General features: G+C 42.9%; 14 protein-coding genes. 1 reads left to right on the plus strand and 13 read right to left on the minus strand.

The window, feature by feature from the left end:
• Positions 1-385 precede the first annotated feature (385 nt).
• Complete coding sequence (hslU, locus tag EL144_RS06180) at positions 386-1,717, minus strand: HslU--HslV peptidase ATPase subunit (RefSeq protein WP_005704684.1); 1,332 nt, start codon at positions 1,715-1,717, stop codon at positions 386-388.
• Between the two features lie 20 nt (positions 1,718-1,737).
• On the minus strand, positions 1,738-2,265 hold the full coding sequence (gene hslV, locus EL144_RS06185; protein ID WP_005704683.1) for an ATP-dependent protease subunit HslV: 528 nt from the start codon (positions 2,263-2,265) through the stop codon (positions 1,738-1,740).
• A gap of 217 nt (positions 2,266-2,482) precedes the next feature.
• On the opposite strand from hslV, the gene aphA reads away from it, so the two are divergent.
• Entirely contained in the window at positions 2,483-3,190 is a 708-nt protein-coding gene (aphA, locus tag EL144_RS06190; RefSeq protein WP_005702531.1) for an acid phosphatase AphA, read from the plus strand.
• 85 nt (positions 3,191-3,275) lie between these two features.
• Here the strand turns inward: aphA and EL144_RS06195 are convergent, their stop codons facing one another.
• The 11 genes from EL144_RS06195 to EL144_RS06245 all read right to left on the minus strand — a co-directional run bounded on the left by EL144_RS06195 (position 3,276) and on the right by EL144_RS06245 (position 15,293).
• A complete protein-coding gene (locus tag EL144_RS06195) occupies positions 3,276-5,609 on the minus strand; it encodes a TonB-dependent hemoglobin/transferrin/lactoferrin family receptor (RefSeq protein WP_005704682.1) in 2,334 nt (777 codons plus the stop codon).
• Between the two features lie 130 nt (positions 5,610-5,739).
• A complete protein-coding gene (gene ubiA / locus EL144_RS06200) occupies positions 5,740-6,609 on the minus strand; it encodes a 4-hydroxybenzoate octaprenyltransferase (protein ID WP_197718137.1) in 870 nt (289 codons plus the stop codon).
• Positions 6,610-6,676: 67 nt separating this feature from the next.
• Entirely contained in the window at positions 6,677-6,994 is a 318-nt protein-coding gene (locus tag EL144_RS06205) for a DUF4298 domain-containing protein (RefSeq protein WP_005704679.1), read from the minus strand.
• A 74-nt stretch (positions 6,995-7,068) separates the two neighbouring features.
• On the minus strand, positions 7,069-7,353 hold the full coding sequence (locus tag EL144_RS06210) for a hypothetical protein (RefSeq protein WP_050332914.1): 285 nt from the start codon (positions 7,351-7,353) through the stop codon (positions 7,069-7,071).
• Positions 7,354-7,434: 81 nt separating this feature from the next.
• Positions 7,435-8,889 carry a decarboxylating NADP(+)-dependent phosphogluconate dehydrogenase gene (gene gnd / locus EL144_RS06215; RefSeq protein WP_005704677.1) on the minus strand — a complete coding sequence of 485 codons (1,455 nt, stop codon included), beginning with the start codon at positions 8,887-8,889 and terminating at the stop codon, positions 7,435-7,437.
• A 298-nt stretch (positions 8,890-9,187) separates the two neighbouring features.
• A complete protein-coding gene (locus tag EL144_RS06220; RefSeq protein WP_005702523.1) occupies positions 9,188-9,580 on the minus strand; it encodes a GNAT family N-acetyltransferase in 393 nt (130 codons plus the stop codon).
• A 34-nt stretch (positions 9,581-9,614) separates the two neighbouring features.
• On the minus strand, positions 9,615-10,313 hold the full coding sequence (gene pgl, locus EL144_RS06225) for a 6-phosphogluconolactonase (protein ID WP_005704676.1): 699 nt from the start codon (positions 10,311-10,313) through the stop codon (positions 9,615-9,617).
• Positions 10,314-10,400: 87 nt separating this feature from the next.
• Positions 10,401-11,885 carry a glucose-6-phosphate dehydrogenase gene (gene zwf, locus EL144_RS06230; protein ID WP_005704674.1) on the minus strand — a complete coding sequence of 495 codons (1,485 nt, stop codon included), beginning with the start codon at positions 11,883-11,885 and terminating at the stop codon, positions 10,401-10,403.
• Positions 11,886-11,956: 71 nt separating this feature from the next.
• Positions 11,957-12,769, minus strand: coding sequence for a 3'(2'),5'-bisphosphate nucleotidase CysQ (gene cysQ, locus EL144_RS06235; RefSeq protein WP_005704672.1), 813 nt, complete (start codon positions 12,767-12,769; stop codon positions 11,957-11,959).
• Positions 12,770-12,794: 25 nt separating this feature from the next.
• Positions 12,795-13,223, minus strand: a complete 429-nt coding sequence (locus EL144_RS06240; protein ID WP_005702519.1) for a hypothetical protein — start codon at positions 13,221-13,223, stop codon at positions 12,795-12,797.
• 63 nt (positions 13,224-13,286) lie between these two features.
• The gene (locus EL144_RS06245; RefSeq protein ID WP_005704671.1) at positions 13,287-15,293 is read right to left on the minus strand and encodes an OPT family oligopeptide transporter; all 2,007 of its coding nucleotides are present in this window, start codon (positions 15,291-15,293) and stop codon (positions 13,287-13,289) included.
• Between the last annotated feature and the right edge of the window lie 233 nt (positions 15,294-15,526).

Genomic DNA, 15,526 nt, shown 5'->3' on the forward strand with positions numbered 1-15,526 from the left:
GTCACCGGATACCTAGTCAAAGTCATAGTGATAGCAAAAAACCCGATCTTATGCCGACATCTAAGACCTTTAGCTTCTGCAGATGGTTCAACGCATGAGATAAAATCACTTCTAGCCAAACCGGCGGCTTGTAACAATCCGGCTCATCAATATTCGCTTAGCTTAATCTTAGAGAGGTTGTGTCTCCTGACTAATGCTAAATTGGTGTGCATCATAAAATGATAAAGCAACTTTAATCTCAAGCAAAATAACAAGAAATATTGAGCAATATCAAAGAATAAGTGCGGTCGTTATTAGCGGTTTTTTTAAAACGACAGAAAAAATCACCGCACTTGATAAACAAAAAGGCACGATATTTATCGTACCCTTAATGAAAAAAGAAAGATTAAAGAATAAAGCGACTCAAATCTTCATTTTCAACCACATCGTCTAATGCCTCGCTTACATAAGCAGCATCAATATTAACGGTTTGTCCATCCATGTCGCTGGCGTTGAAGGAGATTTTATCCATTAAACGCTCCATCACCGTGTGCAAACGGCGTGCACCAATGTTTTCGGTTTTTTCGTTTACACGAAATGCCGCTTCGGCGATTTTCTTAATAGCGTCTTGAGTGAATTCAATATTCACGCCTTCTGTTGCCATTAAGGCTTTGTATTGCTCAGTTAAAGAGGCGTTCGGCTCAGTTAGAATACGCTCAAAATCCTCAGCAGTGAGTGCAGAAAGTTCCACACGAATCGGCAAACGGCCTTGTAATTCCGGGATTAAATCTGACGGACGCGCCACTTGGAATGCACCGGAAGCGATAAACAGAATATGATCGGTTTTCACCATGCCGTGCTTGGTGTTGACGGTAGAACCTTCCACCAGCGGTAGCAAGTCGCGCTGCACGCCTTCACGGGAGACATCCGCACCGCTGTATTCGCCTTTTTTACAAATTTTGTCGATTTCATCGATAAACACGATGCCGTTTTGTTCCACGGCATCAATGGCTTTTTGTTTCAACTCTTCCGGATTCACCAATTTTGCTGCTTCATCGTCAATTAAGGTTTTCAACGCCTCTTTGATTTTCATTTTGCGCTTTTTAGTTTGCCCACTAGACAGATTTTGGAACATGGATTGCAACTGACTGGTCATATCTTCCATGCCTGGAGGCGCCATAATTTCCACGCCCATCGGCACGCCTGCCACATCAATTTCTACTTCTTTATCATCTAGTTGGCCTTCACGCAATTTCTTACGGAAAATCTGGCGTGTGTTGCTTTGGCTATCGCTGTTCTCTGTTTCGCCCCATTGGTTCTTCGCCGTAGGCAATAAGGCATCTAAAATTCGCTCTTCCGCCGCTTCTTCCGCTTTGGCACGGTTTTTCACGATTTCACGTTGACGCACTAATTTCATGGCGCTGTCGGTTAAATCGCGAATAATGGAATCCACTTCTTTACCCACATAACCCACTTCGGTAAATTTGGTGGCTTCCACTTTAATAAAAGGCGCATTGGCTAATTTTGCCAAACGGCGGGCGATTTCGGTTTTTCCCACTCCGGTAGGACCAATCATTAAAATATTTTTCGGTGTCACTTCATAACGCATCGGCTCCTGCAACTGCATTCTGCGCCAGCGATTGCGTAAGGCAATTGCCACCGCTCTTTTCGCTTCACTTTGCCCGATAATATGTTGATCTAATTCTGACACTATTTCGCGCGGAGTCATCTCAGACATAGTTTATTCCTTATGATTTCTTAATTCGGTAATTCTTCAATGGTGAAATTGGTGTTGGTGAACACACAAATTTCACCGGCGATTTTGAGAGATTTTTCCACAATTTCACGCGCCGACAACTCGGTGTTTTCCACCAACGCACGGGCAGCAGATAAGGCATAGTTGCCGCCAGAACCGATAGCAAGAATCTGATCTTCTTCCGGTTGTACCACATCACCGATACCGGTAATGATCAGGCTTTCTTTTTCGTCTGCCACAATTAACATCGCTTCCAATTTACGCAACGCACGGTCAGTGCGCCAATCTTTCGCCAATTCCACCGCACTTTTCAGTAAATGCCCTTGGTGCATTTCCAATTTACGCTCAAATAACTCAAATAATGTAAACGCATCTGCCGTGCCGCCCGCAAAACCTGCCAACACTTTGCCGTTATACAAACGACGCACCTTGCGCGCGTTACCTTTCATCACCGTATTGCCAAGCGAAACCTGTCCATCACCGCCAACAACTACTTTGCCGTTGCGACGTACACTTACAATCGTAGTCATAATGTTGTCCTTTTAAAAATAGAAAATATGGGGTTATATTGAGGTCAATTAAGAGAATTCAAGGGATAAAATAATATTGATTGTTTATTCACCAATCATACACACAAAATGTGATCGCCATCAGAATTTTTCATAGCAAACGATTGCTCAAAATTGCACAACAGAACAAAAAGGGTAGGATAGCTACGACACAATAACAACCCTATTAGGAGTCAAAATGAAAAATATCGTTAAACTTTCTCTTGTCGCCCTCTTAACCGCGACAGCAATTCCCGCCATGGCGGCTAAAACCGAACCTTACACCAACCCGGGCACAAACGCCCGTGAAATGCTGGTGGAACAACCGATTCACTGGATTTCCGTTGACCAACTGAAAAAAGAGTTGGAAGGCAAAGCACCGATTAATGTAAGTTTTGATATTGACGACACCGTCCTATTCAGTAGTCCTTGCTTTTATCATGGACAACAAAAATATTCACCGGGCAAGCATGATTACTTAAAAAATCAAGATTTCTGGAACGAAGTGAATGCGGGTTGTGACCAATATTCCATTCCGAAACAAATTGCTGTGGATTTAATTAATATGCACCAAGCTCGCGGTGACCAAATTTATTTCATCACCGGACGCACCGCCGGCGATAAAGACGGCGTTACCCCGGTATTACAAAAAGCCTTTAATATTAAAGATATGCACCCGGTAGAATTTATGGGCGGACGGGAACGTACCACCAAATACAACAAAACCCCGGGCATTATTGAACACAAAGTCAGCATTCACTATGGCGATAGTGATGATGATATTCTTGCAGCCAAAGAAGCAGGCATTCGCGGCATCCGCCTCATGCGCGCCGCCAACTCTACTTACCAACCGATGCCAACCCTCGGTGGTTATGACGAAGAAGTGTTGATTAACTCAAGCTATTAATTTTTAAAAACACACAAAAAATTGACCGCACTTTGAAATGTTCTTTCAAAGTGCGATCTGTTTTTACGATGAATTTCAGCTTGGGTTAGAAGCGGATTTCGATGGAAGCGGAATAGTTGCGGCCTGGAGCATAAAAACGTTCTAGACCGACCCCGTTTCTATCAATATTATTTGTCGTGCTGTGTGCATTAATGCCGCGCAAAGCATCCCAAGTGTGATATTTTTTATCAAACAAGTTATATACTCCTACTCTTAATGTAATATCTTCCGTAACCTTATAAAAACCGAATAAATCCACTAAATAGGCGGATTTATTAAGATACTTATAGTTCTCAACAGATTGATATAACTCTTCTTTTGAACAGTATCTACCTAGCCAAGGGTCATCAGTCCACGCTAGACAACGTGTTTTAATTTCAAGCGTTTTTGCATCTTTTGCTTTTTTACCACCTAAATAGGTTAATCGGCTAAAAATACCCCATTTACCGTTTGGATCTTCATAATCAAATCCTAAAACAGCTTTCACTGGCTGAATAGAAAGTAAGCTAGTTGAATTTGATAATTTACCTTTACTATAACCTAATGCACCATATAGTTTTAAACCTTTCGGGACAGAAAGAACGGTATCCAAATTGAGACTTCCTTTCACTTCTACACCATTGACACGTGCATTATCGACATTGACCATTTGTTGCATTGGTGTTTGGTAAGTCCGTCCATATTGAGTTTGCTCAATAATACTTTCTTGTTCAAACAAGAAATTACGATAACGGGTTTGATATAAATGAATATCAAACATACCTTTTTCATTCTGTGCCTTAGCAAAAAGCGTATGATTGATACTACGTTCTGACTTTAATCCCGGATTAGATTTCCATGTACCATAAGCATTGGTAAAACTGAAATATAATTCGGTGGCAGTAGGGATGCGATAGCCTGTACTTAACTGATAGCCAAATTTCCAAGTATCTGTTGTTTGAGCATCTAAACCTAGAAAGCCGCTCCAATTTGAGAAACTACTTTGAGCAGGCTCTCCTTCAGCCAAACAAGCCTTACTACAAGCAGCATTTAAACCTTTAGGAGAAAGTTTGGCGTAATCATAACGAGTACCAATATTTGCAGAGAATGTTGGTTGCCAACCGCTTTCAAAATGAGGATTCCATGTGATTTGATCTTTTAATGAAGCTCCATACATTCTCGTTTTTACAGGTCTTTGAATGGTGTACCATTCGTCTAATCCATATTCGTTGGTATCATGGTTAATATTTTTAAATTTCCGTTCGCTTACATACGTTTTAAAAGAGAAGACATGTTCTCCCCCCCAATTAAACGGCATACTTTCTAACTCGGCAGAAACTCGTTTAAATTCGGTTTTCATTCGACGATCAAAAACTTCACCCAATTTTTTCTCGTTTGTTTGCCAATCGCGTAGTCCTTTATAGTTGACCGCTGCCAAATCTGTTTTTTGATAATCAAAATTCAATTTACCAAACGCTAAGTAATTAGACTCCGGTGTATAAAGGTAATACGCGTTTACATTGATACGTTTATTCTGATCATCCGCTTCACGCCAAGCACTTCCGAAAAGAGTGTAGCTACGTTCATCTACATATCGGTTACCTTTTTGGCCATTAACACCAACGCCAACCTTATGATGCGGAGTGATTTGATAGCCAACCTTGGCTAAATAACTATGAAAACGGTGAGTAGCCGGATCCGGATGTTGGCTTTTCGAATAATTAAATTCAGGCCCTTCTCCCTTACTCTTCATTTGATGGCCTGTGCGTTGTGAATACATAAAAATAGCATCCACTTTATCACCAACATACCCAACACCTAGTGTTCTGATCCACTCACTATTTTTGCTGGCATATCCACCACGTAATAAGGCACCAAATTTATTATTAGGTTTAACAATATCTTGCGCATCTAAAGTATGATAATTAACTCCACCACCTAAAGCACCGCTACCAGAATTAAAGGCATCTGATCCTCGAACAATATCAATATCTCTGACTAACTCTGAATCAATACTCAAGCGAGAAGGATTAAAATTGCCATAACGTGAATACAATGTATTTTCCTCACTATCAGGCAAATTCACACCATCTACACTAATACCAACTCGGTTTCCTTCCACGCCACGAATAGAAAATCCTTTTAAGAATCGTCCATTGTCACTAATCCCAACATCAGTGGTATAGCGAACTAAATCGCGAGTATCTCGAATGAGTTCCTTTTGAATGGTTTCGGCATTTTTATGAACAACCGCTGATTGTGTTTGGCGAGTCACATCAACCTCCCCTTGCACTTGAATTTCATCTAATTTTTCATCGGCAAGTGCCACATTGGCCGTTGACAAACTTATCGTTATCGGCAATAGGCTGTAGGCTGTCACCAGGAGTTTATTTTTTTTCATATTTCACTTCCTTAAAATTAAAAAAATTAGAGAAGGGATTATAAAAAAAAAGTAATACAAAAAATAGATGCAATTGAGAATTATTTTTATTTTATGAACTAACACAAAAATATCGGGAAATAAAGAGAAGTTAGAGAATAAATAAACCGCACAGCATGGCGACAAACACCATCATGCCGAAGTAATTATTATTCAAGAAAGCACTGAAACAATCTTCCCGTTTGCGGTGTTTGATTAAGCGACATTGATATATGAAAAATAGAGTGACAACGCCAAGCATGAGGAAATAACTCACGTGGAAATAGTTCAGATTACCAAGCCAGCAAAGCAGCCCCAAGGTAATAAGCTGTAGCAAGGTAATGATTTTATTATCGTATTGCGCAAATAAAATAGCAGTAGATTTGACTCCGATGCGTAAATCATCATCACGATCCACCATGGCATATTGCGTATCGTAAGCTACTGTCCACGCCAAATTGGCTATAAACAAAATCCAACACTCTAAGGGTAACTGCCCGATAGTTACGCCATACGCCATGGGAATCGACCAACCGAATGCCATGCCCAAAAACAGTTGCGGCAAGTGGGTGTAGCGTTTCATGAAAGGATAAATCAGCGTTAATAAGGCGCCGATAAAAGACAAAACAATGGCATAAAAATTCAGGAATAACACCAAAACCAACGAACAAGCAAGCAATGCAATAAACAAGATTTTCGCTTCTTTCGGCGTCGCTCGACCTGTTGCCAACGGGCGGTTGAGCGTTCGCTTCACCTGTCCGTCAATATTTCGATCGGCGTAATCATTAATCACGCAACCCGCAGCGCGCATAAAAATCACACCGAGGATGAAAATCATCAGAATTGAAAATGGAGGAATCCCCTTCACCGACAAGAACAGCGCCCACAATGTCAGCCACAATAACAATAATGTGCCGATAGGGCGGTCTAAACGCATGAGTTGGATATAAGCAATCAGCTTTTCTTTAGAAAACATAAAAATCAGATAACAAAATGAATGTACTCATTTTACGGTAATTTCGTATTCAGGGTAACATTTTTTTAACAAGTTATTTGTTGTTATCTAAAATCCGACAGATTAATTTCAGCCATTGCACCGCCAACTCCCGTTGCATAACGCTCGCATTAAACACCGGGTCTTCGCCCAATACGCCGCAAGGAAAATCAGGCGGAATCTCGCCTTGTTCATAAGCCACATAATCCTCACTCCAATTGCCGTCAAAATAATAACGCTCCAAGGCCTCCATTTTCGGCAGAAAGTCTTGCCATTTTTGTAAAAATTGTTCTGCTTCGGCAAGGAATACTTCCGACTGATTCAAAATATCTTCCATCTCGGCAATGTGTTGTAAACGTTCTTTTGATAACATTTGAACTCCAAAAACTCTGAAAAAATAAACCGCACTTTATCACTAAAATGCGGTTCATTATAAGCGCTTTTGAATTATTTAACAGGCGCACCTTGTGGCTGCGGACCTGGTGCCCGTTCAAAACCTTTGGTTTTCATACAAGCATCAAATTTAGCCTGATCTTTTGTCTTACCCACTTTTTGATCACAGGCTTTTAAGGCTGCTTCCATTTGGCTATTTTGTGCCATCTGCGGTGCGCCCATCACTTCCTGTTGTGCTCCCATAGGTTCTTGTGGCGGTGGCTCAGGGCGATCACTTTGCTGTGAACAAGCGGCCAAAATCATTGATAAAACGGTCATTCCGAGTAGTTTTTTCATCATAAAAATCTCCTTATAAAAATAAAAAACGGACGTAACGTCCGTTTTTTTAGAGCAATAGGATATTTGATTAGTTCAAAAAAACTACACATCATAAGTGGTAGAAGCGGTATTGCCGCCGCGACCCGTCCAGTTCGTGTGGAAAAATTCGCCGCGTGGTTTGTCGGTACGTTCGTAAGTGTGCGCGCCGAAGTAGTCACGTTGCGCTTGCAAAAGATTTGCCGGCAAGCGGGCTGACGTATAGCCGTCTAAGAAGGTAATCGCAGACGCCATACATGGCATTGGAATACCCACTTGAATGGATCTCGCCACCACTTTGCGCCATTCGCCCATGGCGTTTTCTAAAATGCCTTTGAAGTAGCTGTCGGAACCTAAGAAGATTAAATCCGGGTTCGCTTCATACGCATCACGAATGTTGCCTAAGAAACGGCTGCGAATAATACAACCTTCACGCCATAACAAGGCAGTGTTGCCGTAGTTGATGTTCCAGTTGAAGTTTTCAGACGCTTCACGAATCAACATAAAGCCTTGTGCGTAAGAAATGATTTTTGACGCCAACAGAGCTTTGCGCACCGCTTCAATCCATTCATTTTTATCGCCTTCCACTTTGCCAACGGTTTTGCCGAATAATTGGCTTGCGGCAACGCGTTGATCTTTAAAAGCAGATACGCAACGGGCGAACACGGACTCGGTGATTAAGGTCAATGGAATACCGAAATCAAGGGCATTGATCCCCGTCCATTTGCCCGTACCTTTTTGCCCTGCCGTATCTAAAATTTTATCCACTAAACGGTTACCGTCTTCATCTTTATAGCCAAGAATATCGGCGGTGATGTCGATTAAGTAGCTGTCTAATTCGGTGTTACGCCATGCTTTGAAAGTCGCTTCCAACTCATCATCAGATAAGCCCACGCCCTCTTTTAAGAATTGGTAGGCTTCGCAAATTAATTGCATGTCGCCGTATTCGATGCCGTTATGTACCATTTTTACGAAATGGCCTGCGCCATCTTTGCCCACCCAATCACAGCACGCTTCGCCTTTGTCGGTTTTAGCTGAAATTGCTTGTAATACCGGTTTCACGAATGGCCATGCTTCTTCGTTACCGCCCGGCATAATGGATGGCCCGTGGCGTGCGCCCTCTTCACCGCCGGAAACGCCGGTACCGATAAAGCGAATGCCTTTTTCACGCAACGCCGCCACACGACGGTTGGTGTCCGGATAGTTTGAGTTACCGCCATCAATGATGATGTCGCCTTCTTCTAAGTGCGGTAGTAATGCGTCAATGAATTGATCCACCACCTCACCCGCACGCACCATTAACATCACTTTGCGCGGTTTTTCTAATTTGCTCGCCAAATCTTCCAAAGAATAAGCACCGATAATGTTCGTGCCTTTTGCCGCACCTTGTAAAAATTCATCCACTTTGGATGTGGTACGGTTATACGCCACCACTTTAAATCCGTGGTCGTTCATATTTAAAATGAGGTTTTGCCCCATCACGGCTAAGCCGATAACACCGATGTCGCCTTTTACTGACATTGTTTTCTCCTGTTTGTAGGGTACAAGTTGCTGTACCGATTTGAATACTTTGGTGCAATAAGTTGCACCACATGACTACACGCAAAAAGTGCGGTCGTTTTTTCAATTGTTTTTTATTTACGCTGGCGCGCGTCTCCCGACGCGTGCCTTACAAATTTAGTAAGTTATCAGCACGCGTCAGGAGACACGCGCTATCAAAGGGGGGGGCCTTTATCTACAAGCACACGCTATGAATCGTACGCTATCAGTAATCAATCTTCTTGCTACGCAAAAGTGCGGTTACTTTTTCAAGCGTTTTTTAACTCTTCGTCCATGCACTCATGTGCTGCGTAAACCCAATATGCGGATAATAATCCACCGCTTGCGGAGCAGATAAAAGCACAATTTTGGCTTGTGGATGCAATGCCTGTTTGGTGTGTTCAATTAACTGCAAACCAATACCTTGTTTTTGATATTGTTCGTCCACCGCCAAATCAGACAAATAACAACAATATGCAAAATCTGTCACCGAACGGGCGACACCCACCAATAACTCGCCATCCCAAGCGGTCACCAATAAATCAGCATGATGTAACATCGCCGCCACACGTTTTTCATCTTCTAATGGACGACGCACGCCTAACGAGGTTTTATTAAGCAGTTCAATAAATTGTTCTACTGAAATGGGAACGTTGGTTTTGTATTCGATCATATTGTGAACCCCGTGATGTCTGATATGCCATCCGTTATAGCAATTTTGCCGCCGCTTTATCCAAATACCATTCCGTCACGCCATTTTTTGCTTTGATTTTTGCAGCGGGATAAGGCAAGTTTTCTGCTGGCGTGGTTTGAATTTCTTTGAGGATTTCCGCTTTGCCTTCGCCTGTCACCAAATAGGTAATTCGTTTGGCTTGTTCAATTAATTTGGCGGTTTTGGAAATGCGGAGCTGTCCGCTTTCCGGATGTTTAGCAATCACTGCGAGGTTTTCATCCGCGAAATTGGTTTGATTCGGGAACAAGGAAGCGGTATGCCCGTCTGCGCCCATGCCGAGGATAATCCAATCAAAAACGCCGTCAGAAATGACCGCACTTAATTCCTCTTCAAAGCGTTTAAGCTCTAAGTGCGGTTCGTTTTCGCCACGAATTCGGTGAATGTTTTCTGCCGGAATGTTGATGTAGTCGAACAACAGTTTTTGTACTTCGCCGTAATTACTTTCGGAATCAGATGGCGGCACCATGCGATCATCGCCCCACCAGAAATGGAGGTTTTTCCAATTAATTTGATCGGCGTAAGGGGCTTGCGCCAAGGTTTTAAACAATAATTTCGGCGTGGAACCGCCGGACAGGGAAATGTGTACGGGGTGGTTTACTTGGCTATAAATCACAAATTCTTGGGCGATTTTTTCCACCGCACTTTGCGCGGTGGGGAAGGTGATGTAGTTCATGTTTTCTCTTCCTAAAATGATGGTGAGCGTTTTCTAACGCGAGCCTTATTCACTAACGCACGCGATAACGCGTGCGCCATCAAATAATTACACTTTTTTCTTCATCGCACCCGACGGTTTGCGCCAGACGCGACCCGCTTTAGCAATGAGTTTATCCGCCTCTGTCGGCCCCCAAGTGCCTGCTTCATATTCATACACTCTGCCGCGTTCGGCCTTGTAATCCAGAATAGGTTGTACAAATTTCCAGCAGGCATGAACCGCATCGGTACGGGCGAACAAGGTCGCATCACCTTTCATTGCATCCAATAACAAACGCTCATAAGCGGTTAACAGGCTCGGAGAGGCTAAATCCGCATAACGGAAATCCATCGAAACTTCCTTGGATTCAAACCCGGCGCCCGGTTTTTTCAAGCCGAAACGCATAGAAATGCCCTCATCCGGTTGAATGCGGATGATCAGTTTATTCTCCGGCGCGCTTTTACTGAACACAGGATGTGGCGTGGTTTTAAAGTGAATCACCACTTCTGTAACCCGCACCGGCAAGCGTTTTCCGGTACGCACATAAAACGGCACGCCCGCCCAACGCCAGTTATCAATCTCACAGCGTAATGCCATATACGTTTCCGTGTTAGAATCTTCAGGCACGCCTTTTTCCTGTAAATAACCCGCTACTGTTTCGCCGTTGATTTCAGCTTTAACATATTGACCCAACACGAGATTATTTTTTAAATCTTCCTGAGTTAACGGGTGCAAACAGTGCAATACTTTCGCCACTTCGTCACGCATGGAATTCGCATTGATAATTGCCGGCGGTTCCATGGCCACCATTGCCAACACTTGTAATAAGTGATTTTGGAACATATCGCGCATCGCACCGGAGCCGTCGTAATAACCGCCACGCTCTTCTACGCCAATAGATTCCGCGCCGGTAATTTCCACATATTCAATGTAGTTACGATTCCATAACGGCTCAAACAACCCGTTGGAGAAGCGCAAAACCAACAAATTTTGCACGGTCTCTTTGCCGAGATAATGGTCGATACGGTAAATTTGATGTTCTTCAAAGAAACGGTGGATTTGAATATCCAGTGCATGAGCGGTTTTTAAATCGTAACCGAAAGGTTTTTCCACGATAATCCGCTTCCAACCGTATTCTTCGGTGTTCAAGCCGTGTGCGGCGAGGCATTCGGGAATCACGCCATACAAACTCGGTGGCGTAGACATATAGTATAAGGTGTTGCCGCAGGTTTGATATTTGTCATGTAACTCATCAATACGCGGCACCAATTTGCCATAATCACGCGCATCAGAGGTGTTAACCGCTTGATAATAAAGATGAGAACAAAATTTCTCCAGCATATCGCCGTTGGCTTTTTCATGTTTAATGAGTGCCTGACGCATCTTCTCACGAAATGTTTCATCATTTAGCTCGCTGCGAGCCACGCCCAACACAGAGAAATTCTCCGTCAAACGTCCGATTTTATACAGGTTATACAGCGCCGGAATCAGTTTGCGGTGAGTCAAATCACCGGAGGCTCCAAAAATTACAATACAATTATTTTCTGCTTTCATTTGTTAAACCACATTTGTTTTAATAATTCGTGTTTATGATAGGTAAGATGATGTTTTATTTCCAATCGCTCTTATGAATCGGAGCGAAAGATTTTTTCCCAAGCAAAATCCTGCGTCGCCGCCATAATAAAATTCGGATTCACAAAAGATTCGCGTTGATTATAGGTTAAGGCTTGATAATTCAAATCAAAAACCACGCCGCCCATTTCCGACAATAAAATTTCTGCCGCCGCGGTGTCCCATTCGCCGGTTAAACCCAGACGGATGTAGCAATCACATTGCCCATCGGCCACCATGGTGCTTTTCAGTCCACTGGAGCCGAAAATATGAAATTCATAGTCAAAATTCTTGTTCAAAATCGACCGCACTTTTTCCGCCGCGGAGGAAGAGCCTACGGCAATGCGTAAGGCACGATTCGGTTTGATATCGCGAAATGTCAGTTTAATGTGCTGTTCTGCCGTTTTTTTATACGCGCCGAAACCTTGCATAGCATAGTATGTGCACTCCAATATTGGCGCATAAATAACGCCTAACACCGGTTGGCCGTTCTTTACCAAGCTAATTAAAATAGAGAATTGATCGGTACGATTAATAAATTGCTGCGTGCCATCAAGGGGATCAATAAGCCAATAAGATTGCCACCGACTACGCTCTTCCAGCGGAATTTGACAATTTTCTTCAGACAAAATAGGAATATCGGGTGTAAGTGCGGTCAGTTTTTCCGTTAAAAACTGACTAACAAACATATCCGCTTCTGTCACCGGGGTATTATCCTCTTTCATATGAACTACGACGGAATCTTGATAAAAGCGACGTAAATGCTCACCCGCCTGTTGGGCGATATCTATTACATCCTGCAATAAATGCGTCGTGAGTATAGGCATAGCGTCTCTCCTTGTCTTTGCTGAATTATCTCTCCTTCGGTAACAACAAAGGTAATGTCAGTACGGAATATAACGCCATACCGCAACTGAGTAGCAGCGCAACATCTAAAGCGCCGCTACGCAACCAAATGCCGAAAGTCATCGTTTTTTCAAACAACATCATGTAAATAAAACCTGCCACATTGCTATAACAAAACGCGATAATCGCCGAAATCAGAACAATAGCAAGTACATTGTAACGAATGTAACGATATGCTTTTGCCCACAATGCAATCAGAAATGCCGGAATGGTAGCGACAAAAAAAGTGACATACATATAGAACAGCACCAAATCCACAATGCCAAACATCTCGTCAGTATTGTCGCCAATACAAATCGCAATGATGGTTCCCAGAATTTGCATGATTAAAGGAAATATAATTAATGCTTTTAGATAAGGATAATTAGACTGCATAATTTCCCCGAGTTAAAAAAATAGGCTATCAGAAGATAGCCTATTTTAGATGAAATTACGAGATCACGCAGATTTTTTTGCTCTCAATACGCGAGAAGTGAAAATCGCTATGCCGATGACAAAGACAACCAAACCAAGCACTTCACCAATTGTGCCCCAGTTTTCTAAATTCAAGGCTAACGGAGCCTCAGAACCACCGGAGGTAACGGAGGCGGCAATAATAAAAGCTAGTACAACACCCATTAAACTTTCGCCCACAATTAAGCCTGCAGCAAACAAGGTGCCGAAACGCTCTGCCCGTTTGTTCGCGTCTTTGTCGCCACTACGCGCTACGTATTTGGTAATGTGACGGTTAATTAACCAAGCCAAGAATGCACCAGTCACTACCGGCATATTAATAGAAGGCGGTAAGTAAATACCAATTCCCACAGCCAATACCGGCAAAGCGAAGGTTTTGTTGCTCATTCTTTTCAAGAAGCTGTCAATGATAATTAACACAGCACCTAGACCCACGCCGGTTAAGATGTAAGTCCACTCCAATTTGTTAGAGAAAATCCCTTGTGAAATGGTGGTCATCAGGGTGGCTTGTGGTGCGGATAAGGCTTGTGACGGATCCATATCCGGGCGCGGTAAGGCACCGGTGAAGCCGTATGCGTGATAAAGAATTTCCAATACCGGTGCAATCACTAATGCCCCCACAAAACAACCGATAATCAATGCCACCTGTTGACGCCAAGGGGTAGCTTCCACCAATAAACCGGTTTTTAAATCTTGCAAGTTATCGTTAGAAATAGTCGCTGTCGTTAACACGATAGACGCCGTAAACAAGGTAAGTGCGGTCAAAAATTTCTGTCCATCGGCCGTTTCAAATAAGCCGGAAGCATTGCCGATAGAAACCAACACCAAGGAAATCACGATCACGGAAATAATCCCAATACCGGAAATCGGGCTGGAAGAGGCCCCTACAAGCCCGGCCATGTAACCGGACGCCGCCGCTATGAAAAAACCGATAAAAACTGCAAGGAATGTACAAACCACCACCAATAAGAGTGTTAATTCAGGTGAAATTGGCGCGGCAGCGATAAAGTGATGTAAAGAGATCACAATCAAGATAACAGTCGCGATCAAAATATAAATCATGGTTTTCGGCGCTAGGTCAATATCAATACGATGTTCGTATTCTGCCTGATGTCCCTTCAACATACGGAAAGAATGCGCCATACCTTGTACCATTGGTTTCATCAAAATCAATAAGGTCCAAATGGCCGCAATCCCGATCGTTCCTACGCCGATAAAACGCACTTTCGTTTTCCACATACTCATGGCGTAGCTGACGATGGTCGCATCGGTCGGCATATCACCGGACATAGTAAAGAATGGCACAGCCAAGCCCCAAGCGAAAAAGGTACCCAACAACATCGCAATACCGCCCACGATACCGATTAAATAACCGGCGCCTAACAATGCTAAAGAAAAGCCCATCGGAATTTGGAAGACGGCTTTTCCGCCTGGACCGGTAAACCAAGCGCTGGCTCCATCTGCCATAACACGTAAGCCATTGGTTAAGAAAGCCACTATGCTGGCAAAAATACCACCGTAAGCAATATCTTTGACACCACTTTCACCATAGGTATGATTCCCGGCTTTTAAAATTTCAGCAGCAGCGACGCCCTCAGGATAAGGCAAGTCACTATTTACCACCATGGCACGACGCAACGGAATGGTAAATAACACTCCCAAAGTACCGCCCGCCGCACAAATCAACATGGTTTGCCAGAACGGAAAATCCTGCCAATAGCCCATCATTAACAAACCCGGCAATACGAAAATCACGGAAGAAAGTGTCCCCGCAGAAGAGGCTTGGGTTTGCACCATATTATTTTCTAAAATACTGGAATCCTTGTAGAATTTCAGTACTGCCATGGATATCACGGCTGCCGGAATAGAGGAAGCAAAAGTTACCCCCACTTTTAAACCTAAATAAACATTAGATGCGGTGAACAGCACCGTAATCAGCGCCCCAAGCAGTATTCCCCGAAAGGTCAGTTCTTTTAAATTTGTCGATTGCATAACATACCCATTCATTAATTTTTATAAAAAATGACGATACCTTGGCAAAAAATCATAAAACAATCAAGATTCATTCGGTTTATTTTGCTTAAATTGAATTTTATTTAAATTTATATAAAATTTTTTAATATATTTTTAATTATTAGTCTTTCATTGGCGTCTACTCGGTAGCAAAATAAATAGCTGCAGGATATCGTTATAATCTTAAATTCATCTGTTTTAGTATCAATAGT

This window comes from Aggregatibacter aphrophilus ATCC 33389 (assembly GCF_900636915.1).
Taxonomy (GTDB): Bacteria; Pseudomonadota; Gammaproteobacteria; order Enterobacterales; family Pasteurellaceae; genus Aggregatibacter; species Aggregatibacter aphrophilus.